Here is an 18,848-nt window from a genome sequence, read left to right as displayed (position 1 = left end):
TCTGTATAAAAGAGGAGAGTTCCTCAACCCAGTTCCTTTTTTACTTGTTGGATCGCCTTGTTGATGGTTTCCTGAAATTCTGTCGGGATTTCGGTGTCCGGATCTAATCCGTGGGGAAAGATATGGCGCAAAAATACGGGGTCTTCCAGCTGAACTTTGGCCTTGGGGCTTTCCAGTACGCCTTCAATGACATGACTTTGCACCCGCAAATAATAAGCGGAATCCTTTCCTTCCAATCGCATGTCAAAACTGGCTTTATTGTAGTCCCATGCACCGCCACGATCAAAACCCGCTTTGTGCATGACTTGATCCACATGACCAAACTCACCGGTAATTCCCTTTAATCCAGCATCTGTCAATAGCATGGTGATGCTCCTCCTTTTGCCGATTCCGATGGATTCGCTACAATAATAGTATGTTCCACGGCAGGGTGCAAGTTGAAAGGCGTGACAGATTGCGCAAAACTGTTTCGGGTTTGGTAAGATAGAAGAAAAGGGGGGCTAAACATGCAACAAGGTTGGCGTGAGCGGATTGAAGCAATTTTCCCGCAAATGGTGCGGTGGAGACGAGATTTTCACCAATATCCGGAGCTCTCCTTTCAAGAGGAGCGGACGGCCAAAATCGTGGCCGATTGGTTGAAACAGTGCGGTCTGCAGGTACGTACCGGTGTGGGTGGGAATGGAGTGGTCGCCGTACTGGAGGGCGGATCGACCGGGCCAACGATTGCCCTGCGTGCGGATATGGATGCGTTGCCGATTTATGATGAAAAATCGTGTGCTTATCGTTCTCAGGTTCCCGGTGTGATGCATGCTTGCGGTCATGATGCCCATACTGCCACCCTGATGGGAGTCGCCTCCTTATTAGCGGAAAAGCGGAAGGAGATCGCAGGAAGGGTCGTTTTTATTTTTCAACATGCGGAGGAACAGATCCCTGGGGGTGCTGCTGCGATGATTGCAGACGGTGCCCTTGACGGGGTAGATGCGATCTATGGTGTTCACCTGTGGACACCGCTTCCCCGTGGGGTGGTTGGTCTAAGAGAGGGTCCACTCATGGCGGCTGCTGATTCGTTTAAACTGGAAGTAGTCGGAAAAGGCGGACATGGAGGGCTTCCCCATGAAGCGGTAGATGCGGTAGCGATCGCTTCTCATGTGGTTGTCAATCTACAAACCATTATCGGACGCCAGGTGGATCCGCTTAAATCCGGTGTCATCTCTGTCGGCCGTATCGAGGGAGGTCGTGCTTTCAATGTGATCGCCGAACGTTGTGAACTGGAAGGAACGGTCCGCAGCTTTGACCCGCAGTTGCGCAACCGTCTTTATGAGCGCATCGAGGAAGTAGCGACCCAAACCTGCCGTATGTTTGGGGCCGATTGTCGCTTGGAGTACGGTTGGGGTTATCCTGCTGTCGTCAATGATCCGATGGAAACCCAGCGGTTGGCACAAGTGGCCCGTATGGTATTGGGGGATGAGCAGGTTTGGGAAGTGCCGGAGATTATGGCGGCAGAGGATTTTGCGTACTATCTGCAAAAGAAACCGGGAGCCTTTTGCTTGGTGGGTGCGGGCAATCAGGAAAAAGGGTTTTCGCATCCACACCATCATCCCTTATTTGACCTGGACGAAGAGGCGATGAAAGCTTCCGCCGAGGTTTTGATCGAAAGCGCCTTAGCCTACTTACATGCAAATCGGAATCCGCTTCTTTCTAAATCATGATGAGCATTCATTCTGGCTGGGAAGTTGACCCCGGCCATTACTTTTGCAACGGCATCATATCGCAATCCATAAGAAATCATTGTATTGATACGCGGGTATAATCGAGTCAATGTTTGTGCGAGGACAGGAGGAATGAAAATGTTAACCTTGGATCAAGTGCCGGTTGTAAAGGCAGAAATGTTGATTCGCAGACCAGTCGCAGAGGTATTTGAAGCGTTTATCGATCCTACGATTACGACAAAATTTTGGTTTACCAAAAGCAGCGGCAGGTTGGAAGCGGGAAAACATATCCGTTGGGAGTGGGAGATATACGGTGTTTCGGATGAGGTGTATGTGAAAGAAATTGAGCAAAACAAGCGAATTCAGATTGAATTCTCAGACCCAAACAGGGTTGAGTGGATATTTACTTCCCGAGCCGATAACGAAACCTTTGTCACGATTACGAGTTCAGGGTTTACGGGTAATGGAGCGGAGATCGTCAAGCGAGCGATAGACGAAATGGGAGGATATACGATGGTACTCTGCGGGCTTAAGGCGTTGCTTGAGCATAACATTGTCTTGAATCTTGTTGCGGATCATGCTCCTGACGCCCATGTAGCTCGTTAAGAATCGACCCTGTTAATATTGCACCAGCGTGCAAAGCGGAAGGTGGGCGTTTTAATCTCTACAGTTCGAACTCTTGCCATCTTCACATGGATAACACGGAATGACAACAGCAAATAAATGCGATACCTTTACCTCGATCCGGTGCATTTTTGGGGAGGATACATGCATGCTGACTCTCGATCGGCACCGATGGGCAGCTGAAATATTGGCGCCTGCACCTTCCGATCACCTTCTTGAAATCGGTTGCGGACATGGCGCCGTCGTTTCTTTGATATGCAAAAATTTATGCAACGGAACGATAACTGCCATCGAGCGCTCGGAAACCATGATCTATATGGCGAAAAAATTGAATGTTCCTTATCAAGAGGCAGGGAAAGTGCGTTTTCTTACCGCATCATTTCATGAGGCCGATTTGGGGCAGAGCCGATTCAATAAGATATTTGCGGTAAATGTTAATTTGTTTTGGATGAAGGCAGCACGTGAGTTGGAAATCATCCAGGAGCGATTGTTGCCGGGAGGTGCGGTCTATCTCTTTAATCAGCCGCCTATCGCAAGTAAGATCAGTCATATCGCGGAACATACCCGCAAAAATCTGTTGAACGCCGGTTTCGCTGTTCGACCAATTGTCATCGGGGAGCAGAAGCCGGTGCCTGTCGTGTGTGTGATAGGAGAGCGAAAGGACGAGGGCCGTGGGTAGAATCCAAGTTTTAGTCTTCGATCATGTTTTTGAGCCGTAGCAAACGCGCCTCCCACTTGTCACCGATCGTTTGGATCCATTGTTCTGTCCAAGTGGTTGAGGCGTTAGAAAGTAGTGTTTTTCCCGCCCTGCTGTTGAACGGTTATAAGACCCGACTGCTCAATACATTCAAGTGCTTCGGAATCGGCACGAATGGATGGTGGAATGATTGACTCCTAACCCCTTTGTTGTTGGGAGGGAGACTGTTAAACTATAATAAAAGGATACAGCAATTATTTTTGTCAAAGGGAATGATGGCGTGGATCACAAGGTGTTAGAGTCGATTCGAAGATTTTACCCTGATATCCCCTTCAGCAAAGTGGAGCGGCTCGGTTCCGGACAAAATAACGATGTCTGGGTAATCGATTCAACATTTATCTTTCGGTTCCCCAAATATATGGAAGGGATCGAGCAAATCAAACGTGAGGCAATATTTTTGAACCGGATAGCGGACCTTGTTCCGCTTCAAGTACCACGCCCGCTTTATTGTGGATTTGACTCAGGTGTGGTTGGGCACGCCTTTATCGGGTATAGGAAAATCGACGGCGTACCGCTAGAGGCAGAGAAGCTTCATCGGATCAAGGAGGTTGCCATCCTTCGTCAGATGGCGGGCCAACTTGGCGAATTTTTGCAAGGGCTGCACCGAATTAACCCGGATGAATATTCCAAAGGTGCAAATGCGGAGTACGATCCTTTCTTGGAATGGCGAGAAATGTATGAACGCATTCAAAGTAAGCTGTATGGCTTTATGAAGCACGAGGCATGTCAATGGACAGACCGGCATTTTACTGAATACCTTGAATTGGACGCAAATGCCCGGATCACTCCGACACTGATTCATGGCGATTTTGGTACCGAAAATATATTGTACGATCCGGAAAGTAATCGGGTAACCGGTATCATCGATTTTAGTTCGGTCCAGATCGGGGATCCAGCCATCGATTACGCGGCGTTGTTGGCCTCTTACGGTGAGGGCTTTTTCCAGATGGTCATGGATCATAACCCGAACATCCAGGGCATGATGGAGCGGGTGATGTTTTACAAAGGGACGTTTGCGCTTCAGGAGGCGCTGTTCGGTCTGGAACACGACGATCCCAAAGCTTTTCGCGCCGGAATGGCAACAGTAAATGAACTCGCCTAGGTTGAAATCAAACCAATGACTGATTTAAAGAATAGATACATAAGAGACATACAGGGAGGTCGTATCCGGGATGACAGCACAAACCGTTTTCCGTTAGGTCCGTGCTCCTCCGTCCAAAAATAAAGCGAATCTTTATTTTTGGATAAAAAGGAGCGAGACCATGGACATCCTTATCCGAAAAATGACGGCAGCTGATCAAGGGCGATGGGCGGAGATCGACGATTCGTTTACCGTTGATTCTACTCTTGTCCTAACGTTGAAAGAGAATGAAATCGGATACACGGTAAAAGAACTGCCGGCCTATGAGAAAAGTTATGCGAGTGATGTGGAGGATACGGATTATTCCAGGTATATCGATAACCCAGATCAAGCGGTTTATTTGGCGTTCGCGGCTAATCAGGCAGTGGGCCAAATGGTATTAAAACGTAATTGGAATCAATATGCTTACGTTGAAGACCTCAAAGTGGATAACGATTTTAGAGGATATGGGATTGGGCGCCAATGTATCGAACAGGCCAAGCATTGGGCGCGCGAGCGAGGAATGCCCGGAATCATGCTGGAGACGCAAAGCAACAATGTTAGCGCATGCAAGTTTTATGAGAGTTGTGGTTTTATCATTGGTGGTTTTGATTTGTGCCTGTATAAAGGTATACACCCACAAAGCGAAGAAGTAGCCGTGTACTGGTATTTGATGTTTGAATGATACGGGTATGAAAGAATGGAGGGAGCGGCGATGAAGAAAAGGTTGGATCATTTGTAACGGAACCGTAGCGCTTGTTCGATTCGTGGACCTCCTGCCACATTCTAAAGCCGATCGCTTCTAAAAAGAATGTGGAGGTTGAGAAACGATATGCGAAATGAACGGGAAATGCTTGATTTAATCCTCGGATTCGCCAAAAGAGACGAGCGAATTCGAGCCGTAATGATGAACGGCTCTCGTCTCAATGCTGAAGCGCCTAGGGATATCTTTCAAGATTATGATATCGTCTACTTCGTGACTGCCGTGGATGATTTTGTTGCTGACCGCAGTTGGATTCGTTCTTTTGGAGATATTTTGATGATGCAAACGCCAGACGAGATGGAAATTCCACCTGCTGATGGAAACGATAGTTTTGCATATCTAATGTTGTTTACAGACGGGAATCGGATCGACCTGACGTTTTATCCCATCAATCAGATCACGCGTTTCAAGGCGGAAAGTTTGAGTATGGTGTTACTGGATAAAGATAATAAAATGGAAACGCTACCGCCGCCAAGTAACCGTGATTTCCTGCCGATGCCCCCGACGGAAAAGCAATTTTTAGACTGCTGCAACGAGTTTTGGTGGGTTAGCACGTATGTCGCAAAAGGCTTATGGCGCGGGGAACTCGGGTATGCAAAGGTGATGTTTGAACGTCCGGTCAGGGATATGCTTATGGTCATGTTAAACTGGTATATCGGGATTCATACGAACTTTTCGGCAGATCCCGGCAAGTGTGGCAAGTATTATAAAAAATATCTCGATCCGGAAAAGTGGAATGCGTTTGTAAAGACGTTTTCCGATGCAGAGGTTGAGAATATGTGGCAGGCGCTTTTTGTCATGTGTGCGTTATTTCGGGAGACAGCTCAAGCGGTCGCGAACCAGTTTGGCTATCGCTATCCGCTTGAAGATGACAAACGGGTTACCGCCTATTTAAAACGAGTGAAAGATCTCCCCAGAGATGCATCCCGATTTTGAAGGAATGGAGGAAAAGGCGATGAAGAAATTGTTGGATCATCTCTAACAGAATCGTAAAGCCAATCCAATTCGTGGACCTCCCCCCACATTCGAAAGGATCGATTTCCAAAAAGAATGTGGGAGGTTGAAAAGCAGTATGCGAAATGAACAAGAGGTGCTAGAGCAAATCCTGCAATTTGCCAAACGAGATCCCAATATTCGCTGTGTCGTCATGAATGGATCACGAACCAATCCAAACGCCCCCAAAGATTTTATGCAGGATTATGATGTTGACTTTTATCTGGCGGATGTAAAAAATCATCCCTATAATACGGATCGGGCTTGGATCGACGGATTTGGCGATCGTGTCGTTGTGCAGTATGAGTATTTTGAAGAAGACGGCTCTTCCATTTTTATGATGCAGTTTCAGGATAGTGTCAGAATCGACCTCAGTTTTAAAGATGTAAAAAGTATCCGTGAGGTTTTTGATGATTCCTTAAGCAAAGTATTGCTGGATAAAGACAACTTGAATTTGGAGTTGCCGGAACCTAGCGATCGTTCCTATCTCGTCAAGCAACCTTCCAAGTATTTGTGGGATCTTCACATGGTGGAGTTATGGTGGCTACAAGTGTATATTGCAAAAGAGTTGTGGCGGGATGAATTGCCGCGAGTGAAGAATCTTTACGACTATTATTTTATGGAGTCGCTTCAATATCTCTTGGAGTGGCATGTGGGTGTAAATTATGATTGGAATGTGAATGTTGGGAGTTCTGGCAAATGGTTGAAGCGGTTTCTGGAGCCGGACATCTACGAGGAGTATCTCTCCTTGTATTGTGGTGCCGACCCGGAAGAGCAGTGGGAGAAGCTGTTTCAAGCGGGGGCGTTTATCCGCAAAGTTGGAGTGCCCCTGGCGGAGCGATTAGGCTTTGACTATCCGCTGGAGGATGAGCGCCGTGTAGCGGCATATATCGAAAAAATCCGGAAGTTGCCGTCGGATGCGCAGTCGTTGGATGGTTAGGTTGCTATAGAATCAGTGAAGCAAGATAGGGCATAAGGGTGCGGTGCAGGCATTCTTGCACCTGCAATGAAAGCCACCTGTCGGTGATCCCGAAACAGGTGGCTTTTTGTGGTGTATTCCTCTATTATGCCGTCACATCCCGGCTATTAAAGCTGATCCAGGAAATCGCCTGAAACAGGATAAAGTGAACAGCCAAAACGGTGATGGAAAACGGAAGGGTCATACCGGGAAGCGGGGCGGATCCGTTTAAGTAGTAGGAGAGCTCAGTGTTGGCGAACAGGAGATATTTCACCCAATCATAGCCCAATTGAGCCAGGATAAAAGTTGCTTGTGTTCCTGCGAACATCAGAAAGATCGATAAGCCGATGGCGAGGGAACTGGAGCGGAAGACGGAAGAGATCATAAAAGCAAAGGTGGCCATCATCAGTAGTTTGACGCTGGCTAATCCAAATAGGCCGATGATGTGAAGTAGCATATTTTTCTCCGTTACCTGGCCGTCCACATAAGCGAGATGAGGGATGGTCGCATCGCTAAATCCAAATAAGAGTCCCCCGGCAAGGAAGGAAGTGACGAATAAAACAGCCAGCATCGCCAAAGCGAATAAAAAAGAGGCCAAGTATTTGGATAGTAGGATTTTGCTGCGGCTGACGGAACGGATTAAGAGCAGTTTAATCGTCCCCCAGGAAAATTCTCCAGCCACACTGGTGGCACCGACAATGATGGTAAACAAGGTGATGAGCGAGGTAAAATCGGTCGACTCTGTGATAAAGCCCCATAGGGTTTGCTCTGTGGGAGGGATATTGTGATCCAGCCGATATTGATTCATCGCAATCTCTTTTTCGATTTCAGCGTGATAAAAATCGGGGACGTCCGCTTGTTGCAGCATGGCTTGGTTTTGCTGGTTGGCGCTTTCCAGATTTTGTTTCCAGTCCTGATTTTGTGTGGCCGCTTGATTGAAATGGGTGATTAAGGCATAGCCGATTACGACCAACACCAACAACCCCGTCATCACCCAGGTACCGATACGCCGAAAAATTTTCATATTCTCGTTTTGGATTAAACGGGCAAATTTAAGCAATATGACTCCCTCCCGTCACTTCCAGATATTTGTCCTCCAGCGTTTTGGATAGCGAATGGATGGCGTAGACACGGACTTCCGCTTCCACTAAGCGAGTGTTAAGTTTAGGTACTTGTTCCCGTGTCAGTGTAATCTCTACACCGCGAGAGGTGGATTCAGGTTGTAGTTCGGTAAAAGAGCGGATCACTTCCAGCGCTTGTTCAAGTGGCTCCACTGTCCAAATAGTCGTCAAGCGGTCATTGACGTCAGAAGTTCCTACAAACTCTTCCACCCGCTTCACATCGATCAACTTGCCTTGTTGAATAATGCCGATGCGGTCACACATTAACTCCATCTCCGACAAAAGGTGACTGGAAACCATCACCGCCAATCCTTCTTCCTTCGCCAAGCGTCGCAAATGATCCCGAATCTCACGAATGCCGGAGGGGTCGAGGCCGTTGGTCGGCTCATCCAGGATCAAGATTTTGGGAGAATGAAGAAGCGCCTGTGCCAGCCCCAAGCGTTGCCGCATCCCCAGGGAGTAGGTTTTTACTTTATCGTGAATCCGTTGTTCCAATCCCACCAGCTTTACCACTTCGTCGATCCGTTCCGGCCCCACGTTGTCACACATACGGGCATAATGAAGCAGATTTTGATATCCGCTCAGAAATTTATATAATTCAGGGTTTTCCACAATGCCGCCGACATGGCGAACCGCCTCTTCAAAATCTTTTTTTAAAGAGGTACCCAAAATGCTAACCTCTCCTTCACTGATGGACATTAACCCGACCAACATCCGAATCGTCGTCGTTTTACCGGCGCCATTGGGGCCGAGAAAACCGAATACTTCACCGGGGTACAATTCCAGACTGACGCCGTCTACAATCGTTTTGTTTCCAATCCGTTTTGTCAGGTTTTGCATACGTAATACCGGTTCTTGGCTCATAACAAACCTCCTGTTTTTAGTGGGAAATGGGTGATATCCTCTGCCGGTTCACATGACGAGAATATCCATCATATCAATCGTGACGCCAGTATATTTGATTTCGTCTTGTACAACGGGTGTACATAGAAAAGAGCGGGTCTCCCTCGGTTCGGAGGTGTACGCTTTTCCCGCTCATCTATGTTAAACGTCCCTTGTCCTCTTCTCGTTTCGATCATTCTCCTCCTGTCGCTCGGTATAAAAATCCTTTTGATGGAAAACCATAACACCAGAAAAGGAGGGTGAATACATGAGTCAATTAGGTGAAATCATGTCCACCAATGTCGCATCGGTGTCGCCCCAAGATCCGATTCAGCAAGCGGCTATGTTGATGAAGCAGTATAATGTGGGTATTATTCCCGTCGTAGAAAACGGGCAGCTGCAAGGTGTGGTGACGGACCGAGACGTAGTCCTACGCTCTGTCGCCGATCAAAACGGCGCCTCACTTACGGTGGGTGACGTTATGACAAATCAGAATTTGATCACAGGTTCCCCTAATATGTCGGTGGATGAAGCTTCCCAGCTGATGGCACAACATCAAATCCGTCGTTTACCGGTAGTAGATAACAATCAGTTGGTGGGAATTGTCGCCCTAGGCGATTTGGCGGTTAGACAGCAACATTCGGATGAGGCGGGACAGGCACTAGCCAATATCTCCGAGCAAGACAATATCCAAATGTAACACCAAAGGATCGAGCCCTCGCTCGATCTTTTTTTCAAAGTATTACCAAGGGATTTCGAACGTGTGATCGCATATAATGAAAAGCAGTATTATAGCGGAGAGGGGATGGAGACGGATGTTATCGGCTCCGGATGAGTATCGACAGTTTGCCCGTTCCATCAAGCGGGTGGTACTGATGGATGTCCTTTACCGTGCCCTCCAGTGTGATATCCGTCAGTTGGAATTACAAACGTTTAAGTTAAAACAGAGCGTGTTACAAACACTTTCCTACACATCGATACAAGTGGAGCGCGAGTTGCAAGGAGCGAAGCGACAATTGCGTCAAAGTGGCGGCCATATTATCGAGGTGAAACAAAAACGTGATTACCGGGAAGTACGGGCCCGCTTTCGCGGCTTTATCTACACCCAGCGCTTTTTTAACGAGTGGATCAAAGCGGAGTGTGAGGAGTGGTTGGTGCGTTTGTGGACGGGGAAAACTACCAGTCAAACTTTTTCCGCCTTCCGGTCAAGCTAAAAGGGATTCAACTTGTAAAAAGGAAGGGGGAGTCCCAGTATGGGTAGGCGTAATTTATGGACGATCTTGATGGGACTTTTCATCAGTCTTATCGGTGTTTCCTGTTTATACTGCGGTGAAAAGGCACGATCTAGACATCAGATGGAAATGTGCTGTGGATGGGGGATTCTTGGCTTCGGATTAGCCCATATTTTGATGGGGGGCATTGTCACCGTGATCGGAGGAAAGCGATAAAACCCCACCGATGGAGTTTCACTTTAGGAAATGCGAGCGACTCTAGGACGCAAAGCGAGACCCGGAGCGAAAACGATCAAGGCGAGACTTGTGCTTTGGCGTGCATGGAGCGGAGACGGATAACTACCCGACCGTCCCGCGACTCGTTTATCAGCAGCCTGAACCCGCCGATGCGGGTTTTTTGTGTGGAATAATCGCATAAAACCGTGCGGTTAATCGAAGGATAAAGAAGGGAATTTTGGCGCGATTGGAGGGATGATCATGGATACCAGTCAACAATCAGCACAAGAACAGGCACAACAAAAACAGCAACAGCAATATCAACAACTAGCTAAAAACTACCAACCGAAACCGCCGGTTTTCGTCAACTGTATCAAAGCGTTTTTGGTGGGGGGAGCGATTTGTTTATTTGGACAGTTGTTGCAGCTCATGTATATACGATTGTTTGACTTTCCGCAGGAGAAAGCCGGGGATCCAACAGTGGCAACATTAATTTTTATCGCCTGCTTAATGACCGGTTTTGGTGTTTACGACAAAATCGGGCAATGGGCCGGGGCGGGGACGGCGGTGCCGGTAACAGGATTTGCCAATTCAATCGCCTCTGCCGCCTTGGAGCATCGATCGGAAGGCTATGTTCTGGGTGTAGGAGGAAACATGTTTAAACTGGCGGGAGCTGTAATCGTATTTGGAGTTGTAGCCGCTTTTTTCATCGGCATCGTAAAGACGTTGATCAGTTAGGGGGAATAATATGGCTTCCAAACGAGTGGGAAAGCACACATGGTCCTACAGCGGTCAAGTGCGAATATTGGCGGGGGCAGCGGTGGCCGGACCCAAAGAAGGCGAAGGGCAGTTGAAGGGAAAGTTTGATCATACTTATCCTGATTTATATGCAGAACAGGACAGTTGGGAAAAAGCGGAGCGAAAAATGATGGAGGATGCCGTCAACAAGGCGGTAGAAAAAGCAGGTCTACAGATGAATCAGATCGATACTTTTTTGGCCGGGGATTTGTTGAATCAAAATATTAGTGCATCCTTTACCGCACGGCAAAATCAGCTGCCTTTAATCGGGATGTTTGGTGCCTGTTCCGCTTCCATGTTGACCCTGTCTACCGGTGCTGCCCTGGTGGATGCCGGTTTTAGCGATCATGCGGTGGTTGCGGTCAGCAGTCACAACGCCACGGCGGAACGACAGTACCGGTATCCGACGGAGTACGGAGGACAAAAGCCGCCAACGGCCCAATGGACGGTGACCGGATCAGGGGCGGGTGTGGTGGGACGAGGAACGACGGGTCCCATCCTCCGTTATGCGACTATGGGGAAAGTGGTGGATATGGGTGTGAAAAATCCTTTTGACATGGGAGCGGCGATGGCACCTGCCGCTGCGGAAACGATTGAAGTTCATTTTCAGGATACGGGTTTGACCCCTGCGGACTACGATCTGATTATAACCGGTGATCTGGCTGGTGTGGGTCATCCGATCGCTACGGAACTGTTGGCGAAAAAGGGGTTAGAGTTAGGCGATATCTTTCAAGACTGTGGCCTGATGATTTACAACGATGAACAGGAATCCTTCGCCGGTGCCAGTGGATGTGCCAGCAGCGCCTTGGTGATGTATGCACATATTTTGGAGGAAATGAACCAGGGGCGATTGAGCCGGGTGATGGTGGTAGCCACCGGTGCGCTGATGAATCCGGTCTCTTATCAACAGGGAGAATCGATTCCCTGCATCGCCCATGCGGTTACATTGGAGACTGATGTTGTGTCGGGAGGGGAAAAAGGATGAATCCGATTACCTATCTAGCATTAGGAGACTCGTTGACAGAAGGAATCGGCGCCTCCGGTCCCGATCGGCATTTGGTGGCGCAATACTTTACACATATGCGCAACAGCGATCAATGCCGTGTGATCAACATGGGCATCTCCGGCCTTACCTCGGCGGAATTGTGCCACTTGGTGCAATCCCCTGCACTGGAAAAGTTGATACCGCGGGTGTCTCATATTACCGTCACCACTGGTGGATGTGATTTTATCGCTTGGTATGAGGGAGAGGGAGTCAACTTACCTGGGCTAGCCCGCACCATGAAGCGGGTGGTGAAGCAAGTGGAACAACTGTTGTCTCATCTGCGCCGTCTCAATCCGGAGGCGACGATTGAGATCTTGGGATTTTATATGCCTGTGCCTGCCTATAAGCATAGCGTTGCCATCGCCAGCCGTGCGGTTCGTACCCTCAATCGTGCCTATCGTTATTTATCCAAACGATATGGGGCCGTCCTAATCGACCCGTTTGAACTGTTTTTCAATCGAATCGATTATTTTGCGGATGAAGTTCATCCCAACCAACAGGGTTATGATGCGCTGGTACAGTTGTTTTTACAGACACAGGAATCAAAAGTTGCATCACCGACCACGGATGATCCGATCTATACCTAGGGTGGAGGGATTTGCGGAAAATCTCCATTGACAGGACAAGGGGTGCCATGTTACTGTTATCCACAAATCAAATTTTCACACTTAGACGCGTTGAAGGGGCAAAGTAGTCAGCGGAAATCCGATCCCAGAGAGCCGGTGGGGGTGCAAACCGGTATCGGACCGTTTGGTGAATTACACCTTGGAGCGTGAGATGAACCGCTTATGTTTAGGGTTGGTCACTCCGGCTTCCGCCGATATCGGAAGATGTACACGAAGTACGTGCTGGAGTGGAATCGATATCGATTCAAAAAGGGTGGTACCGCGAGCAAACCTCGTCCCTTTATTGGGAGGAGGTTTTTTATTATCCAAAGAGGAGGTTTTTTAGTTGATTATTGTATTGGAAAAACAGGCGACAACAGCACAAGTGGATCATATCGTCCAAACATTAAAGGAAAAAGGGATCCAGGTTCATCATTCCCAAGGCGTGGATAAAACGATCCTCGGTCTGATCGGCGACAAGCAGTTATTGGCAGGCTTGGCGGTTGAGCGCTTTCCCGGCGTTGATAAAGTGGTCCATGTGAGTGAGCCTTTTAAATTGGCGGGACGCTCCTTTCATCCGGAAGATAGTCGCATTCGTGTAGGTGAGCTGGAGATCGGTGGCGATCATCCGGTTGTGATGGCGGGACCCTGCTCGGTGGAAAGCCGGGAGCAGATCTTGGCGAGCGCACACGCCGTCAAAAAGGCAGGCGGTCATATTTTGCGAGGGGGAGCGTTTAAACCCCGTTCGTCCCCCTATTCCTTTCAGGGAATGGGAGAGGAAGGGTTAAAGCTGCTGGCCGAGGCGCGGGAGGAAACGGGGTTACCCATTATCTCTGAAGTGATGGACCCAGAAAACCTGGATCTGGTAGCGGAGTATGTCGATATTTTGCAGTTGGGGGCACGCAATATGCAAAACTTCCATCTGCTGAAAAAAGTGGGCCAAACCAATAAGCCGGTCATGTTGAAACGGGGGCTTTCCGCTACCATCGAGGAGTGGTTGATGTCTGCGGAATACATTATGGCGGAGGGAAATCCCCATGTGATTTTATGCGAGCGGGGGATTCGCACGTTTGAAACCTATACCCGCAACACGTTGGATCTGAGTGCGGTGCCGGTAGTCAAACACTTGAGCCATCTACCCATCATCGTCGACCCCAGCCACGGCACAGGGAAATGGCGTTATGTCGCACCGATGGCCAAAGCAGGCTTAGCCGCAGGTGCTGACGGGTTGATGGTGGAAGTGCATCCCTCGCCGGAAAAAGCATTCTCCGACGGTCCCCAGTCCCTCACTTTCGATAACTTTGCAACGATGATGGATGAACTCAGAGGAACACCGGCAGCTCTTCTCTCCAGATAAATTGAATGGGTGGGTATCCCTTTTCGGTGGAGCTGCATAGGCTGTCAAGAGATCAGATGAAGGGGTGACTCCGTTGAACCCTTGGTACGGTCAGGCAATGCCACCCAATCCTTATAACCAACAGTTTGGAGCGCCGATGTTTCCACCGGAATTTCCTCTGGAAAGTCCGCCCTACATGGGGCAGCAGTATCCGCAGTACCCACCACAACCTCCCTATCCGCCCGTATCCCCGGAACAACCGCAATTGCCGGAACAACCGCAGTTTCCCCGTCGACCCCAGGGATGGGGACGACGTTCCCCGTTCCAAGGATTGCAGGGACTGTTGAGGCGCCGCAACCGTGGTCCTGGGCTGCTGGCACAGCAGATGGCGGATTCTTTGGGCCAGTCGGTCCAAGTATCCACCTATGTGGGCGAAGTGAGAGGAGAAGTGGCCGGAGTATATCCGGATCATATGTTGCTGCAGCAAGAGGATAAAAAGTATCACGTCCGTTGGGACGGCATTGTCTATGTTAGCCCGACGGAATAAAAATGAATACTTACAGGTGACAACACTGCTGACGGATGTAAAAGTCGGCAGTTTTTTTTGTTAGATGTATCCATTTCAAAGGAGACGATTGAGACGAAACATAGGCTTAAGGTTGCCCCACTAGCTCTTTTTCCGTTGGGATGATTGTAACCCGATCAGGAACAATGTTAAAGCGGATTTGTTGATCGGGCTCGATCGGTTGATGGGGGTCGATGTAGATTTTCATCTCGGTCGCTTCCCCCACATCTTCGTTTTTGCGGATCGAGACGGTCACTTCCTGGTATTCACCACTGTATTCCACTTCCTTCACCTTCCCGACGAAACAACCGTTTTGGTCGAGACGGCAGATCTCGGGGCGGACGGACAATAATACCTGTTCGTAATTGTCCGCCGGTTGCCTCATTTTGCACGGCATCTCACCGATTTCTGTACAGAGGCAGTTTTTAGACACTTCCGCCCGCAGCAGATTGGTTTTGCCCAGGAATTCGGCGACAAAGGCGTTGACCGGATGCTGATACACCTGTTGGGGCGTATCCCGCTGTAACAGTTGGCCCGCTTGCATGACTGCCACTTGATCGGACAGCGCCAGTGCGTCTTTTTGATCGTGAGTGACAAATATCGCGGTGATCCCGGTTTCCCGGATGATCTGCCGGATTTCCCGCCGCATTTGTGATTTGAGATGGACATCCAAGTTGCTAAAGGGTTCATCCAACAAGATGACATGGGGATGCGGCGCTAGTGCCCGGGCAAGAGCGATCCGTTGCTGCTGCCCCCCTGACAGTTGATGGGGATACCGTTTGTGGTAGCCTTCCAGCCCGACTAAAGCCAGAACCTCCTGCACCCGTTTACTCCGCTCGCTCCTTTTTAATTTTTGCAAGCCGAAAGCAACGTTTTTTTCTACAGTCAAATGGGGAAACAAAGCGTAATCCTGAAATACCATCCCGACCCCTCGGTCTTCCGGTGGAATCCAGGTATTTGGGTCAAAGACCGTTTTTTCGCCGATCCGGATGCGACCGAAATCCGGCTTTTCAAACCCGGCGATCATGCGGAGAGTGCTGGTTTTGCCGCATCCACTGGGACCCAGGAGGGTGAGGATCTCTCCTTTTTCTACGGTAAAGTGTAAATCCCGAACTGCGGGTTGCGTTTGTCTGGGGTAGTTTTTTGTGATTGCTTCAAGAGAGATAACAGACATTGACCCAACCTCCTAGTATCGATTGAGAATCCAGCGCATGGGCAGAATGGAGACAAGTATTAACAACAGGGCCGCCGGAGCAGCTAAGTGATACATCCCTTCGCTAGCTTGGATCCAGACGCGGACAGACAAGGTGTCATACCCTGCCGGGCGCAGCAGCAAAGTGGCGGGAAGTTCTTTCATGGAGCTGACGAAAACGAATGCGGCTCCCGCCAGAACGCCCGGCATCATCAGTGGTAAGGTAACTTTCAACAGGGATTGCCAAGGTGAGTGGCCTAAACTTTGTGCCGCTTCGTCCAAGCGAGGTGACACCAGGCTGATGGCCGCTTCCCCCGCTTGGGTAGCCTGGGGCAGAAACCGCATGACATAGGCGGTGATTAACAAGGCGATGGTTCCATAAAGAAATGGTAGGTACTGATTAAAAACGAATACGATTCCCAGGGAGACGATCACCCCCGGCAACGCATAGCCGCTGTAAACGATTTTGTGCAATAGACTGGTAATGGAGGAGGGGCTTCTTGCTTTTAAATAGACCAAGGGCATCGCGAATAGGATCGATAAAAGGGCGGAAATCCCGGAGACGACAAGGCTGTTTACCGCGTATTCCCAGAATGAGGAATCTAATGCCCCCATTTGCCATCCCTGGTGTGACCAATAGATCAGGACGACCAAGGGAAGAAATACACCGATGACAGAGATGAAGATCACAAATGCGAGGGCCAGCGGTTTCCATCTACCCAATGGGATGGTCAACGGGCGGCGATAGGTACCGTTTTGTTGCGAATAGCGAATATGTTTGCGCGTGCGCGCTTCCATCCAAAGAAAGACCAGGGTGATAGCGATGAGGACGACGCTTAACATGGCTGCACTCATGCGGTCGAAGCTGCCCATTTGATAGTAGATGGCAGCGGTGAAAGTAGTGTAGCGCAGCATGGAGATGGCCCCGAAATCCGACAGGACATAAAGAGAGACGAGAATGGCGCCGGCACCGATCGCCGGGCGCAACAACGGCAACACCACTTTCAGAAATACGTGCCGGTAGCGCTGGCCGCAGGACAACGCCGCTTCTTCGAGGTTGGCGTTTAATCGGCCCAATGACGATGCAGCGATCAAGTATACATAGGGGTAAGTAAACATGGTCATCACCAGGGTGACACCCCAGAAACTGTAGATCGGGAGAGGGGATGAGCCGAACCAGTCGCGCATCCAGCCGGTGGGACCAAAGATCATAATGTAGGCCATCGCTCCCACATAAGGCGGGATCATCAAGGGTAGGGCGGTGATCAAGCGCCACCATTTTCGCCCGGGAAGATCGGTACGCACCACTAAAAAGGCGAGGGTGACACCGATTAAAATCGCTCCGGTCGTCACGACAGTGGTAAGAGAGATTGTGTTCCACAATAGCGCGGGAAGGCGGGAATCCCATAGCTGAACCCAACGCTCACCCTCTGCCTGCGCTCCCTGCACAATCACATACAAGATGGGAATCACCATGATCAATGCCGTCAACATCGATAGCAACAGGAGGAGAGGATTGGGTGGCTTACCGAGCCACAGCGAATGCCAAAAGCGAGGGACAGCCTGAAACAAATACGGTTTCCGGGACTGATCCTGAGTAGATTTGTTGTGATCACTGATAGATTGTGCATGTAAGCGGGGTTTGGTCATGCGGTTTTACTCCCTGTTTAAAGATCAAGATGGGTAGGCAGTATGATTCCTATTTTCAGTGCCGTAGGGCGGATTACCGTCCGTGAATATCCCGGTCGGTTTAACGGCAATCAGTGGGGGGATGCGAGCTTCCCTCCACTGATCGGTCTTCGATTATCACTTTACTTCTAAGTCTAATCCGCTTTCTTCGATCAACTTCTTGGCATCCACCCATACCGGGCCGATCTCTTTCAACGGCAACTCCATCACTTGGTATTCGCTGAGCGGTTTGGCTTCGGGCGGTGTTTCGATTCCTTCCACCAACGGAATCTCTTTGCTCTCAAAGGAGAAGAGCTTCTGCTGTTCTTCCTCCGTCAAAAAATCGATAAATTTCTTGGCGTTGGTTTGGTTGGGCCCACCTTTGATCAACCCCACCCCGGCGGCATTAACGAAAACACCCATCCCATCTTTGCCTTGATCGGGATAGACGGCATCCACATGGTTGTCTTTGGGCTCATCTAATTGCTGATGGAAGTAATAGTTGTTCACCAAGCCGAATTCCACTTCCCCGGCACCTACCGCCTGTCGGATATCACCGTGGCCGTCTGTGATGATGGCGGCGTTATCCTTTACTTTTGTCAGCCACTCTTTGGTTTTCTTATCGCCCCATTGGGCGCGCAGGGCTGCCACTTGCGCCACCATTGAGCCGTTGCCGCCGCGGGTGATGGCGAATTTTCCTTTATATTTGGGGTCGGTCAGGTCCCACATGGTTTGGGGTACATCCTTCTCCGAGATCAAATCCTTATTATACATAAAAATACGGCTACGTGCGGACAAGCCTACCCACGATCCGTCATCAGCCCGGTATTTCTCGTCGATCACCTGGATCTTGTCGGAGTCGTTGGGAGCCAGCGCATTCTCGATGCGAAGGTATTCCAGTGCGCCGGTATCATTGGAGAAAAAGATATCTGCCTGTGGATTCTTTTTTTCTTCCAATATTTTATTGACCAGGGTCTCATCGGCGGCCATCAGTTTCACTTTCATGCCGCTTTCTTTTTCAAATGCATCGATCAACGGTTTCACGAACTGCTCTTTACGGGCGGAGTATACGACCAACTCATCGCTCTCCCCTTTTGCTCCATCGGATTGTGGGGAGCAACCGGTCACGACAAGTGCAAACATTATAACGGATAAAGTAAGATACTTAAACCTCGACGCCACGCGCCATCATCCTCCTCTGTAGGGATCAGTCGATTTTTCTAGTTCATTTTACATAGAATGAGAATCATTTTCAACTTTTTCG

At 49.4% G+C, this 18,848-nt stretch carries 21 protein-coding genes and 1 other annotated feature; of the genes, 15 read left to right on the top strand and 6 right to left on the bottom strand.

Going from position 1 to position 18,848, the window contains the following annotated elements; all coding sequences use genetic code 11:
- Positions 1-23: 23 nt before the first annotated feature.
- A complete protein-coding gene (locus C8J48_RS12420; RefSeq protein WP_107727278.1) occupies positions 24-365 on the bottom strand; it encodes a YugN family protein in 342 nt (113 codons plus the stop codon).
- Positions 366-506: 141 nt separating this feature from the next.
- Between C8J48_RS12420 and C8J48_RS12415 the strand changes: the two genes are divergently transcribed.
- From C8J48_RS12415 to C8J48_RS12385, 7 genes are all read left to right on the top strand, one after another.
- Positions 507-1,709: a M20 metallopeptidase family protein gene (locus C8J48_RS12415; RefSeq protein WP_107727276.1), complete on the top strand. Its 1,203-nt coding sequence runs from the start codon at positions 507-509 to the stop codon at positions 1,707-1,709.
- Positions 1,710-1,847: 138 nt separating this feature from the next.
- Positions 1,848-2,315 (top strand): SRPBCC family protein, encoded by a 468-nt coding sequence (locus C8J48_RS12410; RefSeq protein WP_107727274.1) that lies wholly within the window; start codon positions 1,848-1,850, stop codon positions 2,313-2,315.
- A 166-nt stretch (positions 2,316-2,481) separates the two neighbouring features.
- Entirely contained in the window at positions 2,482-3,012 is a 531-nt protein-coding gene (locus C8J48_RS12405; RefSeq protein WP_170105455.1) for a class I SAM-dependent methyltransferase, read from the top strand.
- 298 nt (positions 3,013-3,310) lie between these two features.
- On the top strand, positions 3,311-4,192 hold the full coding sequence (locus C8J48_RS12400; protein ID WP_170105453.1) for a phosphotransferase family protein: 882 nt from the start codon (positions 3,311-3,313) through the stop codon (positions 4,190-4,192).
- A gap of 160 nt (positions 4,193-4,352) precedes the next feature.
- The gene (locus tag C8J48_RS12395; RefSeq protein ID WP_107727268.1) at positions 4,353-4,895 is read left to right on the top strand and encodes a GNAT family N-acetyltransferase; all 543 of its coding nucleotides are present in this window, start codon (positions 4,353-4,355) and stop codon (positions 4,893-4,895) included.
- A 147-nt stretch (positions 4,896-5,042) separates the two neighbouring features.
- Positions 5,043-5,909: an aminoglycoside 6-adenylyltransferase gene (locus C8J48_RS12390; protein ID WP_107727266.1), complete on the top strand. Its 867-nt coding sequence runs from the start codon at positions 5,043-5,045 to the stop codon at positions 5,907-5,909.
- Positions 5,910-6,045: 136 nt separating this feature from the next.
- Positions 6,046-6,906 carry an aminoglycoside 6-adenylyltransferase gene (locus tag C8J48_RS12385; RefSeq protein ID WP_107727264.1) on the top strand — a complete coding sequence of 287 codons (861 nt, stop codon included), beginning with the start codon at positions 6,046-6,048 and terminating at the stop codon, positions 6,904-6,906.
- A 124-nt stretch (positions 6,907-7,030) separates the two neighbouring features.
- Here the strand turns inward: C8J48_RS12385 and C8J48_RS12380 are convergent, their stop codons facing one another.
- Together C8J48_RS12380 and C8J48_RS12375 are read right to left on the bottom strand one after the other, a co-directional pair.
- Complete coding sequence (locus C8J48_RS12380; RefSeq protein ID WP_107727262.1) at positions 7,031-7,984, bottom strand: ABC transporter permease; 954 nt, start codon at positions 7,982-7,984, stop codon at positions 7,031-7,033.
- Positions 7,977-8,909: an ABC transporter ATP-binding protein gene (locus C8J48_RS12375; RefSeq protein WP_107727259.1), complete on the bottom strand. Its 933-nt coding sequence runs from the start codon at positions 8,907-8,909 to the stop codon at positions 7,977-7,979. Before C8J48_RS12375 ends, C8J48_RS12380 begins: the two co-directional genes overlap by 8 nt.
- Positions 8,910-9,195: 286 nt before the next feature.
- Between C8J48_RS12375 and C8J48_RS12370 the strand changes: the two genes are divergently transcribed.
- From C8J48_RS12370 to C8J48_RS12330, 8 genes are all read left to right on the top strand, one after another.
- Positions 9,196-9,627 (top strand): CBS domain-containing protein, encoded by a 432-nt coding sequence (locus C8J48_RS12370; RefSeq protein ID WP_107727257.1) that lies wholly within the window; start codon positions 9,196-9,198, stop codon positions 9,625-9,627.
- 115 nt (positions 9,628-9,742) lie between these two features.
- Positions 9,743-10,141 (top strand): YhjD family protein, encoded by a 399-nt coding sequence (locus C8J48_RS12365; protein ID WP_107727256.1) that lies wholly within the window; start codon positions 9,743-9,745, stop codon positions 10,139-10,141.
- Positions 10,142-10,180: 39 nt separating this feature from the next.
- The gene (locus C8J48_RS12360) at positions 10,181-10,375 is read left to right on the top strand and encodes a hypothetical protein (RefSeq protein WP_107727253.1); all 195 of its coding nucleotides are present in this window, start codon (positions 10,181-10,183) and stop codon (positions 10,373-10,375) included.
- A 261-nt stretch (positions 10,376-10,636) separates the two neighbouring features.
- Entirely contained in the window at positions 10,637-11,113 is a 477-nt protein-coding gene (gene spoVAC / locus C8J48_RS12355; protein WP_107727251.1) for a stage V sporulation protein AC, read from the top strand.
- A 10-nt stretch (positions 11,114-11,123) separates the two neighbouring features.
- Positions 11,124-12,158 carry a stage V sporulation protein AD gene (gene spoVAD, locus C8J48_RS12350; protein WP_107727249.1) on the top strand — a complete coding sequence of 345 codons (1,035 nt, stop codon included), beginning with the start codon at positions 11,124-11,126 and terminating at the stop codon, positions 12,156-12,158.
- Positions 12,155-12,805, top strand: coding sequence for an SGNH/GDSL hydrolase family protein (locus C8J48_RS12345; protein WP_107727247.1), 651 nt, complete (start codon positions 12,155-12,157; stop codon positions 12,803-12,805). Before spoVAD ends, C8J48_RS12345 begins: the two co-directional genes overlap by 4 nt.
- An 81-nt stretch (positions 12,806-12,886) precedes the next feature.
- Positions 12,887-13,127: a binding site (T-box leader), on the top strand.
- A gap of 42 nt (positions 13,128-13,169) precedes the next feature.
- Positions 13,170-14,180 carry a 3-deoxy-7-phosphoheptulonate synthase gene (aroF, locus tag C8J48_RS12335; RefSeq protein WP_107727243.1) on the top strand — a complete coding sequence of 337 codons (1,011 nt, stop codon included), beginning with the start codon at positions 13,170-13,172 and terminating at the stop codon, positions 14,178-14,180.
- Between the two features lie 73 nt (positions 14,181-14,253).
- Positions 14,254-14,706: a DUF2642 domain-containing protein gene (locus C8J48_RS12330; RefSeq protein ID WP_107727241.1), complete on the top strand. Its 453-nt coding sequence runs from the start codon at positions 14,254-14,256 to the stop codon at positions 14,704-14,706.
- A gap of 106 nt (positions 14,707-14,812) precedes the next feature.
- Here the strand turns inward: C8J48_RS12330 and C8J48_RS12325 are convergent, their stop codons facing one another.
- The 3 genes from C8J48_RS12325 to C8J48_RS12315 form a co-directional block, all read right to left on the bottom strand.
- The gene (locus tag C8J48_RS12325; protein WP_107727239.1) at positions 14,813-15,898 is read right to left on the bottom strand and encodes an ABC transporter ATP-binding protein; all 1,086 of its coding nucleotides are present in this window, start codon (positions 15,896-15,898) and stop codon (positions 14,813-14,815) included.
- A 12-nt stretch (positions 15,899-15,910) separates the two neighbouring features.
- Positions 15,911-17,566 (bottom strand): ABC transporter permease, encoded by a 1,656-nt coding sequence (locus tag C8J48_RS12320; RefSeq protein WP_107727237.1) that lies wholly within the window; start codon positions 17,564-17,566, stop codon positions 15,911-15,913.
- A 156-nt stretch (positions 17,567-17,722) separates the two neighbouring features.
- Positions 17,723-18,766: an extracellular solute-binding protein gene (locus C8J48_RS12315; RefSeq protein WP_245891143.1), complete on the bottom strand. Its 1,044-nt coding sequence runs from the start codon at positions 18,764-18,766 to the stop codon at positions 17,723-17,725.
- Positions 18,767-18,848: the final 82 nt, after the last annotated feature.

Origin of the sequence: Desmospora activa DSM 45169, assembly GCF_003046315.1 — a bacterium.
GTDB classification, from domain to species: Bacteria; Bacillota; Bacilli; order Thermoactinomycetales; family DSM-45169; genus Desmospora; species Desmospora activa.
The sequence above is the reverse complement of the archived record's forward strand: the minus strand, read 5'-3'. Positions and strand labels throughout refer to the sequence as shown.

Excerpts from the sequence above, each read along its gene's own strand:
- C8J48_RS12395 (WP_107727268.1), top strand. The coding sequence starts at position 4,353 with ATGGACATCCTTATCCGAAAAATGACGGCAGCTGATCAAGGGCGATGG.
- C8J48_RS12410 (WP_107727274.1), top strand. The coding sequence starts at position 1,848 with ATGTTAACCTTGGATCAAGTGCCGGTTGTAAAGGCAGAAATGTTGATT.
- spoVAD (WP_107727249.1), top strand. The coding sequence starts at position 11,124 with ATGGCTTCCAAACGAGTGGGAAAGCACACATGGTCCTACAGCGGTCAA.
- C8J48_RS12385 (WP_107727264.1), top strand. The coding sequence starts at position 6,046 with ATGCGAAATGAACAAGAGGTGCTAGAGCAAATCCTGCAATTTGCCAAA.
- C8J48_RS12405 (WP_170105455.1), top strand. The coding sequence starts at position 2,482 with ATGCTGACTCTCGATCGGCACCGATGGGCAGCTGAAATATTGGCGCCT.
- spoVAC (WP_107727251.1), top strand. The coding sequence starts at position 10,637 with ATGGATACCAGTCAACAATCAGCACAAGAACAGGCACAACAAAAACAG.
- C8J48_RS12415 (WP_107727276.1), top strand. The coding sequence starts at position 507 with ATGCAACAAGGTTGGCGTGAGCGGATTGAAGCAATTTTCCCGCAAATG.
- C8J48_RS12360 (WP_107727253.1), top strand. The coding sequence starts at position 10,181 with ATGGGTAGGCGTAATTTATGGACGATCTTGATGGGACTTTTCATCAGT.
- C8J48_RS12375 (WP_107727259.1), bottom strand. The coding sequence starts at position 8,909 with ATGAGCCAAGAACCGGTATTACGTATGCAAAACCTGACAAAACGGATT.
- C8J48_RS12320 (WP_107727237.1), bottom strand. The coding sequence starts at position 17,566 with ATGACCAAACCCCGCTTACATGCACAATCTATCAGTGATCACAACAAA.
- C8J48_RS12370 (WP_107727257.1), top strand. The coding sequence starts at position 9,196 with ATGAGTCAATTAGGTGAAATCATGTCCACCAATGTCGCATCGGTGTCG.
- C8J48_RS12420 (WP_107727278.1), bottom strand. The coding sequence starts at position 365 with ATGCTATTGACAGATGCTGGATTAAAGGGAATTACCGGTGAGTTTGGT.
- C8J48_RS12325 (WP_107727239.1), bottom strand. The coding sequence starts at position 15,898 with ATGTCTGTTATCTCTCTTGAAGCAATCACAAAAAACTACCCCAGACAA.
- C8J48_RS12345 (WP_107727247.1), top strand. The coding sequence starts at position 12,155 with ATGAATCCGATTACCTATCTAGCATTAGGAGACTCGTTGACAGAAGGA.
- C8J48_RS12365 (WP_107727256.1), top strand. The coding sequence starts at position 9,743 with ATGTTATCGGCTCCGGATGAGTATCGACAGTTTGCCCGTTCCATCAAG.
- C8J48_RS12390 (WP_107727266.1), top strand. The coding sequence starts at position 5,043 with ATGCGAAATGAACGGGAAATGCTTGATTTAATCCTCGGATTCGCCAAA.